General features: G+C 74.1%; 13 protein-coding genes. 3 read left to right on the top strand and 10 right to left on the bottom strand.

Annotation, left to right across the window (positions count from 1 at the left end):
• Positions 1–3: 3 nt before the first annotated feature.
• Positions 4–1239, bottom strand: a complete 1236-nt coding sequence (locus AB0L06_RS08015; RefSeq protein ID WP_500230188.1) for a cytochrome P450 — start codon at positions 1237–1239, stop codon at positions 4–6.
• A gap of 162 nt (positions 1240–1401) precedes the next feature.
• On the opposite strand from AB0L06_RS08015, the gene AB0L06_RS08010 reads away from it, so the two are divergent.
• Positions 1402–2280, top strand: coding sequence for a class I SAM-dependent methyltransferase (locus AB0L06_RS08010; RefSeq protein ID WP_500230187.1), 879 nt, complete (start codon positions 1402–1404; stop codon positions 2278–2280).
• A gap of 67 nt (positions 2281–2347) precedes the next feature.
• Here the strand turns inward: AB0L06_RS08010 and AB0L06_RS08005 are convergent, their stop codons facing one another.
• From AB0L06_RS08005 to AB0L06_RS07990, 4 genes are read right to left on the bottom strand one after another with little or no spacing between them, the layout of a single operon-like run.
• On the bottom strand, positions 2348–3166 hold the full coding sequence (locus AB0L06_RS08005; protein ID WP_500230186.1) for an SAM-dependent methyltransferase: 819 nt from the start codon (positions 3164–3166) through the stop codon (positions 2348–2350).
• Complete coding sequence (locus AB0L06_RS08000; protein WP_500230185.1) at positions 3163–3555, bottom strand: nuclear transport factor 2 family protein; 393 nt, start codon at positions 3553–3555, stop codon at positions 3163–3165. Before AB0L06_RS08000 ends, AB0L06_RS08005 begins: the two co-directional genes overlap by 4 nt.
• A 30-nt stretch (positions 3556–3585) precedes the next feature.
• Positions 3586–4455 (bottom strand): ABC transporter permease, encoded by an 870-nt coding sequence (locus tag AB0L06_RS07995; RefSeq protein ID WP_500230184.1) that lies wholly within the window; start codon positions 4453–4455, stop codon positions 3586–3588.
• Positions 4452–5612 (bottom strand): ATP-binding cassette domain-containing protein, encoded by a 1161-nt coding sequence (locus AB0L06_RS07990; protein WP_500230183.1) that lies wholly within the window; start codon positions 5610–5612, stop codon positions 4452–4454. The genes AB0L06_RS07995 and AB0L06_RS07990 overlap by 4 nt, the downstream gene beginning before the upstream one ends.
• A gap of 251 nt (positions 5613–5863) precedes the next feature.
• Here AB0L06_RS07990 and AB0L06_RS07985 point away from each other — a divergent pair, with 251 nt between their 5' ends.
• Both AB0L06_RS07985 and AB0L06_RS07980 read left to right on the top strand, forming a co-directional pair.
• Positions 5864–7006: a nucleotide disphospho-sugar-binding domain-containing protein gene (locus AB0L06_RS07985; RefSeq protein ID WP_500230182.1), complete on the top strand. Its 1143-nt coding sequence runs from the start codon at positions 5864–5866 to the stop codon at positions 7004–7006.
• Positions 7007–7023: 17 nt separating this feature from the next.
• Positions 7024–8022: a Gfo/Idh/MocA family protein gene (locus AB0L06_RS07980; RefSeq protein WP_500230181.1), complete on the top strand. Its 999-nt coding sequence runs from the start codon at positions 7024–7026 to the stop codon at positions 8020–8022.
• Positions 8023–8031: 9 nt separating this feature from the next.
• Here AB0L06_RS07980 and AB0L06_RS07975 read toward each other — a convergent pair whose 3' ends face one another.
• The 5 genes from AB0L06_RS07975 to AB0L06_RS07955 are packed head-to-tail and all read right to left on the bottom strand — an operon-like array spanning position 8032 to position 14680.
• Positions 8032–9321, bottom strand: a complete 1290-nt coding sequence (locus AB0L06_RS07975) for a hypothetical protein (RefSeq protein ID WP_500230180.1) — start codon at positions 9319–9321, stop codon at positions 8032–8034.
• A gap of 12 nt (positions 9322–9333) precedes the next feature.
• The gene (locus AB0L06_RS07970; RefSeq protein WP_500230179.1) at positions 9334–10539 is read right to left on the bottom strand and encodes a class I SAM-dependent methyltransferase; all 1206 of its coding nucleotides are present in this window, start codon (positions 10537–10539) and stop codon (positions 9334–9336) included.
• Between the two features lie 33 nt (positions 10540–10572).
• Entirely contained in the window at positions 10573–12033 is a 1461-nt protein-coding gene (locus AB0L06_RS07965; protein ID WP_500230178.1) for an NDP-hexose 2,3-dehydratase family protein, read from the bottom strand.
• Positions 12030–13286, bottom strand: coding sequence for a hypothetical protein (locus tag AB0L06_RS07960; protein ID WP_500230177.1), 1257 nt, complete (start codon positions 13284–13286; stop codon positions 12030–12032). The genes AB0L06_RS07965 and AB0L06_RS07960 overlap by 4 nt, the downstream gene beginning before the upstream one ends.
• On the bottom strand, positions 13283–14680 hold the full coding sequence (locus tag AB0L06_RS07955) for an aminotransferase class V-fold PLP-dependent enzyme (protein ID WP_500230176.1): 1398 nt from the start codon (positions 14678–14680) through the stop codon (positions 13283–13285). Before AB0L06_RS07955 ends, AB0L06_RS07960 begins: the two co-directional genes overlap by 4 nt.
• Positions 14681–14693 lie beyond the last annotated feature (13 nt).

Raw genomic sequence — 14693 nt, 5'->3', positions numbered from 1 at the left:
CTCCTACCGGCGCAGCGTGACCGGCAGGTCGGCGTACCCCCGCAGGTTGTGGCCCCGGCGCCGCTCGGCGGGCCCGGCCGCCTCCACCGCCGAGAAGTGGGTGACCAGGCAGGTCAGCAGCTCGCCGACGACGAGCCGGCCGAGGTGGGCGCCCATGCAGAAGTGGATGCCGCCGCCGAAGGACAGCGACGGCCCCTCGTCGCGCGTCACGTCCACCCGGTCCGGATCGGTGAAGCGGGCCGGGTCGCGGTTCGCCGCGCCCTGGATCCCGATGAGGATCTGTCCGGGCACCAGGTCGAGCCCGGCGACCCGGGTGGGACGCAGCACCGTGCGCGGGTTCAGGTTCAGCGGCGGGTCGAGCCGGGCGATCTCCTCGACCGCGCGCGGCGCGAGCGCCGGTTCGCGCCGGAGCAGGGCGAGCTGGTCCGGATGCTCCAGCAGGATGCCCACGCCGTTGCTCATCAGGTTGACCGCGGTGTCGGTGCCGGCGTTCATCAGGTTCGCCGACGCCGCGACGACCTCGATCTCCTCCAGCTCGCCCGCGGCGGCGGCGCGCGCCAGCCGCGACAGCACGTCGTCGCGCGGCTCGCGGGCGCGGGCCCGCAGCAACTCGGCGAAGTAGTCGGCCATGCGGATCTCGGCGGCCGCGGCGGCCGGCAGGTCCTCGACGGCGGTGAGCGGGTCGAACACCCGCATCGAGTCCGGCGACAGCCGGGCCAGCTCGTCCCGGTCCGGCTCCGGGACGCCGAGCATCTCGCCGATGACCGCCGCGCCGAGCGGCGAGCTCACCCGCCGGACGAAGTTGCCGCCCGGTTCGTCCGCGAGCCGCTCGAGCAGCCGGTGCGCGTGGTCGTGCACCACCGTCCGCAGCCGCTCGACGTGGAACGGAGTGAACGCGTTCGCGATCGGACGGCGCATGCGCGTGTGCAGCGGCGGGTTCGCGAACACCATCGTCCGCTTCCATCGCGCCATCACCGGTTCGAGCAGGTCGGCGGGCAGGTCGGTGAGGTGCTGCACCGACTCCTCGCCGCGGCCGAGGTCGCGGTGCCGGAGCACGGCGTCCACGTCGGCGAAGCGGGACAGCACCGTCATGCCGTTGCCGGTGGTGAACACCGGGGCGTTCACGTGCAGCCAGCGGTAGTGCTCGGCCGGGTCGCTGCCGGGCGGGTTCTCGAGGATGGTGAAGAAGACCTGCTCGGCCCGCCCGTTGAGGGTGGCCGGTTCGTCCACGGTGCTCACCGGCGGAACTCCCGTCGTCACCAGATCAAGGGATCACGACACCCGCAGACTATCCAACTGCTTCAAAAATAACTAGTCTTGCCGATCGAAAGCCCAGTACATGCCCAGCGAATCCCCTAATCACTGCACTATTTTATAGTGTCACAAACTCAGGGAGCGGCCATGACCACGGCGGACCGGCGCACCACGGCGCAGACCGAGCGGGACCGGCAGCGGGAGGAGTGGGCGCTCTGCTCGGCGGCCTGGCGGCGGCACCGGCGCGCCTTCGCCGACCCGGGCCGCGCCATCACCGAGGGCATGCTGCGGCTCGCCGCGCCGCGCCCCGGCGAGCACGCCCTCGACCTCGCCTCCGGCGTCGGCAACCCCGCTCTCGCCCTCGCCGCGCGCGTCGCCCCCGGCGGGCACGTCCTCGGCCTCGACCTCAGCCCCGAGATGGTCGCCGAGGCGACCGCCGTCGCGGCCGAGGAGGACGTCACGAACGTCGCGTTCCGGACCATCCCGGACGAGGGGACCCTCGGCGTCCCGGACGGGGGCCACGACCTGGCGACCTGCCGCGCCGGACTCCAGTACATGCCGGACCGGCCCGCCGCCGTCCGCGCCGTCCACGCGGCGCTTCGCCCCGGTGGCCGGTTCGTCGTCATGACGCTCGGCGCGGCGGAACGCTGCGTGCCGTTCCGGCTGACCAACGGCATCGTCGCCCGGCACGTCCCGCTGCCCGCAGTGGAACCGGAGAGCGGCCCCGGCCCGGTGTCGCTGTCGTCCCCGGACGAGCTGACCGGCCTGCTCGCGGACGCCGGGTTCACCGGCATCCGCACCGAGGTGTTCGAGGCGCCCATCTTCGAGGCCCCCGACCCGGCCTCGGCGTGGGACCTGTTCACCGAGACGGCCGGGCCGTTCCTCAAGCTCTTCGCGGCGCTGCCGCCCGAGACGAGGAAGGCCATGGACGAGGACGCCGTCCGGGTGTTCGCCGAGGCGTTCCCGGAGGGCCCGGTCCGTCCGACCGGCGAGATCCTCCTCGCCCGCGGCACCAGGCCCGCCTGACTCCGGCGCCCTGCAGGGTGGTCGCCGGCCCCGCCCCTGGATCAGGAAGGGGCGGGGCCGGCGACGATCAGGGTTTGCGGCCGACGCCGCCGTAGGCCATGACCCGCGCCTTGGGCGAGCCCGCCTCGTCCCCGGTGTCCGGACGCCACTCGGGCAGGAACACCACGCCCGGGTCGAGGACGTCCAGACCGTCCAGGAACGCCGTGACCTCGGCCCGCGACCGCATGAACGCCTCGCTCTGCCGCTTCTTCGACAGGTCCGTCATCGACCGGACGTGCTCGGGCAGCGCGTCCTCGGTGCCGTGCGACAGCACCAGGGCGCTGCCCGGCGCCATCAGCGAGGTGTACCTGTCCACCAGCTCCCGCGGACGCCCCTCGTCGGACACGTAGTGCAGGACGCCGAGCATCAGCACCGCGACCGGCTCGTCCCAGTCGATCAGCCGCCGCACCTCGGGGTCGGCGAGCAGGCCGTCCGGATCGCGCAGGTCGCCGAGCACCATGGACGCCGCGTCCCGCCCGGCGAGGATCTCCCGCCCGTACGACACCGCCGTCGCGTCGTGGTCGGCGTACACGACCCGGCCGTCCGCGCGGACCGCGGCGACGACCTCGTGCACGTTCCCGGCCGTCGGGATGCCCGAGCCGATGTCGAGGTACTGGCGGATCCCGGCGCGGGCGCAGTCCCGCACCGCGCGCCGCAGGAACGCCCGGTTCAGCCGGGCGACCTCCGGGGCCTCCGGGACGCGCGTCATCATCTGCCGCGCGAACTCGCGGTCCACCGGCAGGTTGTGGTGGCCGCCCAGGTAGAAGTCGTACACCCGGGCGACGCTCGCCCGCTCCGGCTCCCGGGCCGCCTCCGCGACCCCGGGCCCGGTCTCCGGCGGGCTCACCGCGCGGGCCCGTCGAAGAACGCGTCGGCGCGGTGCTGGTCGGCGCACAGGTGCGTGCCGTTGACGATCTTGCCGTCGGCGAACCGCCACAGCACGGCGTACTCCATCTCGAAGTCGCTGTGCGGCGCGGTGCAGTAGGTGCGCTGCGCCTCGACGGCGAAGTCGTCGTTGACGCCGGTCACGTAGGTGTCGGCCCTCATCTGGAACTCCCCGATGCGGTCGAACAGCGCGATGACGTCGGGCAGGCCCCGGGTGACGCCGCTGACCTGGCTGTGCCCGGGGAAGTTCCAGCTGACGTCCTCGGCCATCACCTCGCGCATCGCGTCCATGTCGCGCTTGGCGTAGGCGTCGAAGAAGCTGCGGATGATCTCCTCGTTGGCGTGCGGCATGGCGCTCCTCCTGGTGTGGTGGGTTCCGGCTCAGCGCTCGCGGTTGTAGAGGTGGACGGTCAACGGCCCGAAGATCGCGATCAGGACGGCGTCGGCCAGGAACGCCGTGCCGATGTGCCACGCGGTGACGTCCCCGGCCATCAGCCCCCGGACGGCCGTGACCGTCCGCGTCACCGGGTTGATGTCGATGACGGCCTGGAGCCAGCCGGGCATGCTGTGCGTGGGGACGAAGATGTTGCTGCCGAACAGCAGCGGGAAGACCCCGATCCCGCTCAGCGTCATGATGGTCTGCGGCTTGTCGACGGCCAGCCCGAGCGCCGTCCAGACCCAGGCCAGGCTGAACGCGAACACCTGGACCATCGCCAGCGCCGCCACGACGCCGACGAGCCCGCCGTGCGGCCGGTACCCGAGCAGCAGCCCGAGCAGCACCGCGACCACCGACGCCATCAGGTAGCGGACGACGTCGCTGAGCAGCTCGCCGACGAGCATCGCGGGCCGCCAGATCGGCATGGACCGGAACCGGTCGTCGATGCCGCTGGACACCGCGACGTTCAGCGCCACCCCGGTGTTCATGCTGATCATCACCACGGTCAGCACCACCACCCCGGGCAGCAGGAACTGCAGGTACCGGTCGGTCGAGCCGGCGATCGCCCCGCCGAACAGGAAGGTGAACACCAGCGTCACCATGACCGGGAACAGCACCGCGTCGAACACCTGCTGCGGGTCGCGCCGGATCTTGAACAGCGCCCGCTGGCAGAAGATCAGGCACATCGCGAACCCGCCCGGGCGCGACGGCCGCGCCTCGCCGGTGCGCAGCGCGGTGCGCACGGCCGCGTCGAGGCCGTCGCCGTCGAGGGCGAGCGCGGGGGCGGCCGCGCCGCCGATGCCGGGTTCGCTCATGATCCGTCCCGTCCGTCCTGGGAGCCCGCCGCGCGGTCCTTCTTCCGGGCCCTGTCGCTCTTGTCGCTCTTCCCGGCCTTGCCGCGGGTCTCGGCGTGGTGGCCGGTGAGGGCGAGGAACACCTCGTCCAGGCTCGGCCGCTCGAAGGTGAAGTCCGCGAGCGCGACGCCCTCGCGGGTGAGTTCGGCGAGCGCCCTGGTGGCGCGCTCGACGCCCTTGCCGTCGCCGCCGTCGGTCACGCGCACCGACAGCGCGGCCGGATCGCCGTTCGACGGCCCGCCGCCGGACGGCCCGCTCTCGGAGCGTCCAGTGCCGGACGGCTCGGTGGTCCGCGCGCCGGGGGAGGGGCCGCGGCGGGAGGTGTCGGCGGCCGGCTCCCCGTCCGTGCCGAGCTCGCGCTCCAGTACGCGGACGGCGATCCCGCGCTGCGCCGGGTCGCGCAGCCGGACGCGCAGCGCGTTCGTCCCGACCGACGCCTTGAGCTCGTCGGACGTGCCGTCGGCGATGATCCGGCCGCGGTCGATGACCGCGATGCGGTCGGCGAGCTGGTCGGCCTCCTCCAGGTACTGGGTGGTGAGGACGACCGTGGTGCCGGTGTCGACGATCGAGCGGACGACCGCCCAGACCCGGCTGCGGCTGACCGGGTCGAGGCCCGCGGTCGGCTCGTCCAGGAACAGCACGTCCGGCCGGACGACCAGGCTCGCGGCGACGTCGAGGCGGCGGCGCAGGCCGCCGGAGAAGTTCTTGACCAGCACGTCCGCCTGCTCCTCCAGGCCGAACGCGGAGAGCAGTTCGGCGGCGCGGGCGCGGGCCTGCGGGGGCCGGTAGCCGAGCAGCCGGGCCAGGACGAAGAGGTTGTCGGATCCGCTGAGGTCGTCGTCGACGGAGGCGAACTGGCCGGTGAGGCTCACCCTGGAGCGGACCGCGGCGGCCTCGCGCACCACGTCGTGGCCGCACACCCGGGCCGTGCCGGAGTCGGGGTGCAGCAGCGTCGCGAGGACGCGGATCGTGGTCGTCTTGCCCGCGCCGTTCGGCCCGAGGAAGCCCTGGACGGTGCCGGGCCGGACGGCGAGGTCGACGCCGTCCACCGCCCGGGTCTCGCCGAAGGTCTTGACGAGGCCCGACGTCTCGATGGCCAGGTCGGATGCGGGGGCCAAGACGTCCTCCAGGCAGCGGGGTCGGCGGCGGGAAGCGGGCCGCGGACGCGATGGACGGTCCGGCGGGCGGTGTCGGCTGTGTCGGCGGGCCGGGCCCTGACTATCCCAAACCATAGTGTGCTCCGTCACTCTCCGGCACGGTAACACCCGGGTACGCCCCCGTGAACCGCAAGATTGACTTGAATTTGTAGTAGCGTTACTGTCGCTCTGCGTTCACTGACCTCCCGGGACTCCAGGAAGGGGCGCGCAGGATGCGCGTACTGTTCGCCGCCACCCCGCCGATCAGCAAGGTGTTCGCGCTCGCGCCGCTGGCCTGGGCGCTCCGCGCGGCCGGCCACGAGACCCTGCTGACCTACTCCGAGCAGACCGCCCTGGCCGCCGGGACCGGCCTGCCGGTCGTGGACGCCGCGCCCGGCACGTCCGGCAACGCGATCCTGGCCGAGCTGTTCGCCGCGCGGCCGGAGCTGGTCGAGCGCTGGATGGAGCCGCTCGGCGACGACCCGGCCAAGCTCGCGCCCGGCGTCGCCGCGCTGAACCGGCCGTTCCTGGCGGCCGCGATCGAGCTCGCCGACGACTGGCGGCCCGACCTGGTGGTGTTCGAGCAGTCCGCGCCGTACGGGCTGGTCGCCGCCGCGCGCGCCCGGGTGCCCGCCGTCCAGCGCAACCTCGGCACGATCCGCACCGCCGGGACGCACGACGCGGTGCTGGGCCTCCTCGCCGGCGACCTGGTGCGGCACGGCGTCACCGAGGTGCCGTCCCGGCCCGCGCTGACGATCGAGTTCGTCCCGCCCGGCATGCTGCCGTTCCCGGCGCCCGAGGGCGAGTTCATGCGGTACGTCCCGTACAGCGGCGGCGCGGGGATGGCGCGGCTGCCCGCGCCCGGCGACCGTCCGCGCGTGGTGATCACGCTCGGCAGCGTCCGGCCCGACATGCACGGGCTCGGCCCGCTGGAGGCGACCGTCACGGCGGCGGCCGAGGTGGACGCCGAGTTCCTGCTGGCGCTCGGCGACGCCGACCCGGCCCCGCTCGGCCCGCTGCCGTCCAACGTCCGCCCGATCGGCTGGACGCCGATGGACCTGCTGCTCCCGACCTGCGCCGGAGTCGTGCACCACGGCGGCGGCGGGACGGCCCTGGCCGCGATCTGCGCGGGCATCCCGCAGCTGATCGCGCTCGACCCCCGCTACCTGGGCCACAAGACCCTCGCCCCGGCCGTCGAGAAGGGCGGCGTCGGCCTGGTCGCGCTCCAGGACACCGTCACCCCGGCCCTCCTGCGTACACTGCTCGCGGACGAGGCGATCCGGAAGGCGACCGACCAGGTGCGCGCCGAGATGGAGACACTGCCGTCACCGGCGGCCATGGTTCCGCGTCTGCTGGACCTGGTGGCCCCGGCCTGACGAGTCCGGGAGGACCCGTGGACGACCGGCGACCGCTGCGGATCGGGGTGCTCGGCTGCGCCGACATCGCCGCACGTCAGGTACTGCCCGCGCTCGCGCACGTGCCGGCGGCGACGCTGACGGCGGTCGCGAGCCGGTCCATCGCGCGGGCGCGCGAGTTCGCCGCCCGGTTCGGCGGCTCGCCCGTCCACGGGTACGAGCGGCTGCTCGACCGCGACGACGTGGACGCCGTGTACGTCCCGCTGCCCGCGGCCCTGCACGCCGAATGGACGGAGCAGGCCCTTCACGCCGGCAAGCACGTGCTGGTGGAGAAGCCCCTGACCACCGGACGCGAGCAGACCGCGCGGCTGGCGGCGCTCGCCCGGACGCTCGGGCTGCGGCTGATGGAGAACCGCATGTTCACTCACCACCCGCAGCACACCCGGGTCCGCGAGCTGATCGCGAACGGCGCGGTCGGGAAGCTGCGGTCGCTGAACGCCGCGCTGGCCTTCCCGCCGCGTCCGCCGGACGACATCCGCTATGACCCGGCGCTCGGCGGCGGCGCGCTGCTGGACATCGGCTACTACCCCGTCCAGGCCGCGATGATGCTACTGCCGGGATCGCTGACGGTCGCCGGGGCGGTGCTCCACCATGACGCGGGCGCGGGCGTGGACACCGGCGGGGACGTCCTGCTGCGCGGCGAGGGCGATGTCGCGGCGCACCTGACGTTCGGATTCCGGCACGCCTACCGGTCGCGGTACGAGGTGTGGGGGAGCCGGGGGCGGATCATCCTGGAGCGCGCGTTCACCCCGCCCGCGACCTGGCAGCCCGTCCTCCACCTTGAGCACCAGGACCGTGAGGAGCGGCTGACCCTGCGTCCCGCGAACCACTACCAGGCGGCCCTGGAGGGCTTCGTGGGGGCCGTCCGCGAGGACGGTCCGGAGCGCGCCGCGGTGGAGAACGCGCTGGACGACGCGGTGAGGTGCGCGTCGCTCCTCGACGCCGTCCGCGCCGCCGCGAGCATCCCCGCGCCCTAGCGCGGGACGTCACGCCGGGACGCCGAGCGGGCCCGCGACCTCGGTGATCGTGCCGCCGGGCAGCCACGCGCCGCCGGCGCCGTGGTCATGTCCGATCGGCCCCGGGACCTGGACGGTCGACGCCGCGTACAGCCGGATCGCCGCCGCGGGCCGGACGTGCAGTGCCGACAGCCACGCCGTGTAGCCCGTCGCGGTCGGCGACTGGCCCGGGTAGCGGCGTTCGAGGGCGGCCTCGTACCGCTGCGGCATCGGGTCCTCCGGCGTGAAGCGCAGCGGGACGAGCTGCCCCGCCGGGACGGTCAGCAGCGGCGACGCGAGCAGCCACGGCGCGAGGTAGCTGCCCTGGGACGGCGTCCGTCCGCGGGCGATGTCCATGAGTCGCGTGTACGCGGTCGCCCAGCCGGAGACCAGGAAGGCCGGCCGGTCGGCGCGCGGTTCCGGGGTCACGGTGACATGTCCCTCCTGTGCCGCTCTCCGGACGACCTGTGCGGCGGCCTGCGAACGGGCCGAGCCGTCCGCGACGAGCGTGATCGCGGGGACGCGGCGGGCGGCCACGTAGGCGACGACCGCGCGCAGGTCGGCGGCGTCCTCGGGGTGCAGCGTTGCTGAGGGGCACGCGCCGAACCGTTTGCTGCCTCCGGTGGCGAGAGCGGCGACGGCGGCGCTGGCGCACTCGGGCGCGTCACCTGGGGCGGGCGCCGATGCCGGAGCGCCGTGACCTGGGGCGATGGCGAGGGAGACCGTCCGGCCGCCCGCCTGCACCCAGAGGTGGCCGCGTCCGGGCGGCAGCAGGACGTTCGCCCAGCGACCTTCCGCCCCGGCGACGGGCTCGGTCGCGATCAGGTGGCCTCGGTCGGTGCCGACGGCCGTGGTCCGCGCGTCCACCCCGACGATGTTCCAGCCCGGACGGTGCGGGACGACCACGACCGGCCCTCCGTCGCGTACCACGACGCGCGCCAGCGGCACGCCGGGCCTGGCGGTGCCGTCGGCGTCGGGCAGGACCATGGTTCCGATGAGGACCGCTCCGGCCAGGGGAACCCCGAGCAGCGGCGTCCAGCGCGTCCGGGGGAGCGACAGGACGGCCAGCAGCGTGAGCGTGATCAGCAGGACCGCGAGCGCGGGCGGCCGGACGCCCAGCAGCGCGCACGGCACCGCCACGAACGCCGCGACCGCGACGGCGCGTCCGACGACCCGGTTCGGCGGGCCGGTGAACGGACGCGCGCACGTGGCGACGGCGACGACCGCGGCGCCCGTGAACGCCAGGCCGGGCAGCACCCCCGCCCATCCCGTGAGCTGCATCGGACGGCCTCCTCACACGATGCGGACGTCGGGGACATAGCGGATCCACCGTCCGCCCGCCGCGCCGAAGGCGTGCTCCTTGGCCATGATCTCCTCGGCGTGGTTCCAGGCGAACAGCAGCGCGAAGTCGGGATACGGGTCGGCGAACGCGGCCGGCGGACGCACCGGGATGTGCGTTCCGGGGGTGACCAGGCCCTGCTTCGCGGGAGTGGAGTCGCATATGAAAGGCAGCAGGTCAGGGCCGATGCCGCAGTAGTTCGTCACGGTCGCGCTCTTGGCGGTCGCGCCGTACCCGACGACGCTGCGCCCGTCGTCGCGCAGCGTCCGCAGCAGCGTGACCAGTTCGTCCCGGGCGCGCTCGACCCGCGCGGCGAACCCGTCCAGGGCCGGGACGGTCCGCTCCTCGCGGCGCAGCGCCTCCGCGACCGTCCCGCCCACCGGATGCCTGCCGGGCCGCGCGACGGTGAACCGGAGCTGCCCGCCGTGCACGTCCAGGGGCTCGACGGCGATCAGCTCGAAACCGAACCGGCGCGCCGCCTCCCGCACGGACGCGGCGGTGAACAGGTACACGTGCTCGTCGATGACCTGGTCGAACGCCGTCCGGGCGAGGACGTCGGCGAGGTAGGGGTCCTCGAAGACCATCCGTCCGTCCGGGGCGAGGAGGAGGTCGGCGCCGGCGAAGACCGAGGCCAGGTCGGGCACGTGGCTGACCGTGTTGGCCGAGAAGACCAGGTCGGCGGGCCCTTCGGCACTCCGGATCTCCGCGGCGGACGCCTTGTCGAAGAACGCCGTCAGCACCCGCGCGCCGCGTCCGGCCGCCTCCCCGGCCGCCCGTCCGGACGGGTCGACCCCGAGGTGCCGCACCCCCGCGCGCGCGAGCGTCGGCAGGATTCCGCCGTCGTTGCAGCCGACCTCCACGACGAACGGGTCGGGACGGTCCCGGACGGACTTCATCAGCCGCCGGGCGGTGCGGGCGAAGTGCTCGCTCATCCGCGCCGACTGCGACGTCCGGTAGGGGTACTCGCGGTGGAACATCGCCTCGGCGGGGACGGGCTCGGTCAGCTGGGCCATGCCGCAGTCCCCGCACACGCCCACGGCCAGCCGGAAGAAGAACTCCCCGTCCAGCTCACCGGGCGGCAGGAACGCGTCGGACCTGGGCTGCCGTCCGAGATCGAGGAACTCGCGGACCGGACCGGAGCAGATGCGGCATCTCGTCATCGACGGGTCCCTCCCTTGGGGAGCAAGGCGGGGTCATTCGCAGGCCAGGGAGAACAGGCAGGTGAGCAGGCTGCGCGCCTGCATGTTGACGTAGTGGCTGTGCGGCAGGAGCGCCGCGAACTGGCGCAGCGTCAGCCAGCGGAACTCCGGGTGCTCGTGGCCGTCGCCGGGAGCGGCCTCGACGATCAGGTAGCGGCCGCGCGCGTGGAAGAGCCGTCCGCCCTCCTCGGAGAGCGTGGCCGCATAGCGGACGCGTTCCGGGACGGCGGCGAGCACGTCGTCGAGGAACGGCGGCCGGTTCGGTCCGTCGAGTTCCCGGGCGGTGCACTGGACGGTGGGGGCGAGCTCGAGCACGTCGCTGCACCCCGGCTCGGCGAGCGCCTGGGCGAGCACGTGCAGGACGCCGTCGAACCGCTTCACCAGGAACGCCGCGACGGACGTCCCGAGCGGCCGGATCACCGGCTGCGACCAGCCGTCGACCTCGCGTCCGGCCGTCCCGACCGTCACCCCCACGACCTCGAAGGAGCCGCCGCCCTCGGGGGTGACGGCGGCGCCGTCGTGCCGCCACCCGGCCATCCCGGACAGCGGGACGCGCCGGACCCGGACGTCCGCGCACGTCCGCCGCTCGGTGAGCCAGTGCAGGACGTCGGCGTCCGGGTGCAGGCTCCGCGACGCCTCGAGGGACCGGGTCAGGGCGCGGTGGAACCCGTCGGAGGGCGCGCACGCCGCCGCGTCCGTCCCGGCGACCGGAAGGCAGCCGAGCACCGACCGCAGGTCCATGTTCACCAGGTCGTCGCGGCCCAGGAGCCGGTGCAGCCGGTGCAGCGTCAACCAGCGGAAACCCGGCAGGACCGCGACGTCCTCGGTGATCTCGACGACCATGTTCCGGTTGCGTTTGCGCAGGAACCACCCGCCGTGCTCGGACTGCCGGACGTCCACGAGCAGCCGCCCCCGGAAGGGCGTCCGGAAATGCTCCAGGTAGGGCACCGGCCTGCCCCGGTGGACGCGCGTGTAGTTGCTGCGCGTCGCCTGGACGGTCGGCGCGACCTGCACACCGCCGAAGTTGCCCGGCTCCGCCTTCGTCTGGACGAGGAAGTGCGGCACCCCGTCGAACTCGCGGACGAGCAGCCCGAGGATCCCGATCTCCGGCTGGTCGATGATCGGCTGCTCCCAGCGCGGCACGGGCGCGCCGCCGTGCTCGACCGCCAGGCCGTGCACGGTGAAGAACGCCCCGCTCTCGTGCGTGAGGTCGCCGGTGCCGGGATCGACGTTCCATCCCGGCATCTCGTCCAGGGGGGTCGGCCGGACGGTCATCCGGTCGCCGTCGCGTGCCTCGGTGAGCCAATCCTCCACGGCGTCCGGGCTGGTCAGGCCGTCCGGGCACAGCGCCGAGCGCGTGAGCCGCACAGGAAGCGGCTCCGCGCCGTCGGCGGGGTGCGCCCGGCCGCCACCGCCGCTGAGGACGGCCGGTGGTTCGCGCCGGGACGAGGTCATGCGGCTCCCTGACGCGCGGCCGCCAGATCGGCGGTCAAGGTCGAGGGGAGCAGGGGTTCGGTCAGGAGGCGGCGGTAGCGGTCGGCCGCCGGCTCGTCCCGGCCCGCGTGCATCCACGCGCGCACGAGCGCGGAGCCCGCGATGTAGGTGACGGTGTAGGCACGCCATAGCGGATCGGTCAGGAAACGGACCATGTGCCGCGCCCGCGGCTCGTCCACGAGCATCCACCGCTCGAGGTAGGCGACGGCCGTCTCGGGATCGACGTGCCGGTCGTGCAGCATGATGGCCGCGTCCTGCCGCGCGGACAGCAGCTGCGCGGTCAGCGGGAGCAGGAGTTCGGCGAGCTCGCCGTCCAGGTGGAGGCCCTCGGCGGCCAGGACCTCCGCGGTCCACGGCCCCCAGCCCTCGCCCAGGACCGCGTCCAGCGCCGCTTCGCCCATGCCCTCCGCGATGAGGCACTGCGGGGTGTTGACCAGGGCGATCGCCTGCTCGTCCTGCCCCTGCGCGCGCACGAGCCCGGCCTCTTTCGCGCAGCGCTCGGTGTGATGCCCCGGATAGCACTCGTGCGTCGCCAGGTGGGGGAGCGCCGACAGGCCGTGGCCGGCGTCGGCGTTGATCGTCACCAGCGACCGGAAGCCGCCCCGGTAGTGGTTGAAGGCGTTCCACGGACGGTCGCGGACCACCTCGTACTCCACCGTCTCACCAGGCGGCAGGCCGAACCGCTCGGCCGTCAGCCCGCGCAGCGCGTCCGACAGCACCCGGACGGCCCGTCCGAGCGCGTCCGGGGCGAGCCGGTCCCGCTCCCGGAAGGCGGCCAGCTTCGCGCGCGGCCCGCCAGGCCCCGGCAGCAGCTCGCCGATCCTGTCGTGCACGGCCGCGTACCGGTCGGTCGGCACCGGCTCGATGTCCACCTCGAAGTACGCCCGCACCTCGGCGAGGAACCCCAGCGGACGGCCGTCCAGCCGCCGCGCGACGCATTCCAGCGCCCTCAGCTGCGCCTCCAGGAACGCCCGGCGCGGCTCCGGCAGCCCGCTGTCCGGGAGCGCGCGCAGCAGCAGGATCGCGTCGGCGGCCAGCTCGCGCGGCGCCCGGACGGGCTCGGACGCGACCCGCGCGGCCAGGGCGGGGTCGCCGAACCAGCAGTCGACGAACCCGTCCACCAGCCGCCCGAGCCGCAGCCCGAGCGTCAGGTACCCGTCCACGACGCGGTTCCCGGCCGGGGCGTCCGCGCCGCCCGCGCCGGTCGGGGTCACCGGCGTTCCATCTCGTCGGTCAGCTTGATCATCGCGTCGACCGCGCGGTCGAGCTCCTCGCGGTCGTTGTACAGGTGCGGCGCGAGCCGGATCGCGAACCGCTCGGAGCCGTCGTCCCGGACGGGGAAGAACGTGAAGCGCAGGTTGATCCCGTGCTCGGTCTCCATCCGCTCCTCGAACTCCATGAACCGCTGCGGGTCGACCGCGTGCGCGGGGTCGCGGAACGGCTGGAACGCGACCATCCCCGAGTGCAGCCGCCGGTCGTGCAGCGGGCTGAAGAACGACTCCTCGCCCCAGTGCGCCGCGATCCGCTCCTTGAGGTGGTCGCACAGCCCGTGGACGTACCGCTGGATCTCCGCGCGCCCGATGTGCTCCCAGATCTCGGCGGCCGTCTGGAGCGCGGGGCCGCGCGACAGGTCCGCGGACCCGGTCTTCTGCAGGAACGTGCCGATGTCGTAGGTCGGCTCGCGGCCGGTGGCGCGCGGCGGCAGCTCGCCCTCGATCGGGTACCAGAGCGAGATCACCGGCCAGAAGCCGGGCAGCGGCAGCGGGTTGTGCTCGGGCAGCACCTTGTTGCGCGCGTACAGGACGCCGGTGCCCATCGGCCCGCACTGGTACTTCGCGCCGGACCCGCTGACGAAGTCGACGCCCAGCTCGCGCAGGCTCATGTCGAACTGGCCGGGCAGGTGCGCGCCGTCCACGACGGTGGTCAGGCCGTGCTCGTGCGCGAGCTCGGCGAGCATCCGCGTCGGCATCGTCGTGCCGACGGTGAAGGTGACCGCCGCCCACTCCAGCACCTTGGTGCGCGGGGTGATCGCGGCGGCGAACATCTCCACGATCTCCTCGGCGGTCTGGTCCGGGCCGAGCCTCGGGGTGAGCTTGGTGACCTTGACGCCGCGCCGGTTGCGCAGCAGGTTCAGCGGCGCCTGCATCGTGTAGCACTCGTGCGTGGTCGTGACGACCTCGTCGCCCTCGCCCAGGTCGAGGCCGTTGAGGATGCGGGCGTTGCCGTCGGTCGCGCCCTGCACGATCGCGATCTCGTCCGGGTCGCAGCCGTAGCAGCGGGCGAGCGTCGCGCGCGGCTCGGTGAGCGTGGTCGGCGGGTACGGGTCGCGCGGGTAGCGGGCGTACTCGGCGTCGGCGGCGCGCAGGATGTCCAGCACCGGGTGCGGGGTGGAGCCGAGCGTCCCGACGTTCAGGTGGACGAGGTCGGGGGTGAGCGGGAACAGCCGCCGCAGTCCCGCGTGGACGGCCGGGTCGTCCAGCGGGCCGGACGGGACCCGGTCCGCCCACTCCCGGGGGCCGCTCGGAGCCGGTGCGGACGCCCCCGTCTCGCCCTCGGTGCGGCGGCGCGCCATCGCCACGATCGCCGACTCGGTTCCCTTGTCCTCCACGAGAAGCCTCCCT

The sequence above is a fragment of the Spirillospora sp. NPDC052269 genome, assembly GCF_040679435.1.
Taxonomy (GTDB): Bacteria; Actinomycetota; Actinomycetes; order Streptosporangiales; family Streptosporangiaceae; genus Spirillospora.
Note: the sequence above shows the minus strand (reverse complement) of the source record. Positions and strands in the feature narration are given on the sequence as shown.

Bases quoted from the DNA above. Each gene is read 5' to 3' on its own strand.
- AB0L06_RS08000 (WP_500230185.1), bottom strand. From the start codon at position 3,555: ATGCCGCACGCCAACGAGGAGATCATCCGCAGCTTCTTCGACGCCTAC.
- AB0L06_RS07965 (WP_500230178.1), bottom strand. From the start codon at position 12,033: ATGACCTCGTCCCGGCGCGAACCACCGGCCGTCCTCAGCGGCGGTGGC.
- AB0L06_RS07995 (WP_500230184.1), bottom strand. From the start codon at position 4,455: ATGAGCGAACCCGGCATCGGCGGCGCGGCCGCCCCCGCGCTCGCCCTC.
- AB0L06_RS07975 (WP_500230180.1), bottom strand. From the start codon at position 9,321: ATGCAGCTCACGGGATGGGCGGGGGTGCTGCCCGGCCTGGCGTTCACG.
- AB0L06_RS07970 (WP_500230179.1), bottom strand. From the start codon at position 10,539: ATGACGAGATGCCGCATCTGCTCCGGTCCGGTCCGCGAGTTCCTCGAT.
- AB0L06_RS08010 (WP_500230187.1), top strand. From the start codon at position 1,402: ATGACCACGGCGGACCGGCGCACCACGGCGCAGACCGAGCGGGACCGG.
- AB0L06_RS07985 (WP_500230182.1), top strand. From the start codon at position 5,864: ATGCGCGTACTGTTCGCCGCCACCCCGCCGATCAGCAAGGTGTTCGCG.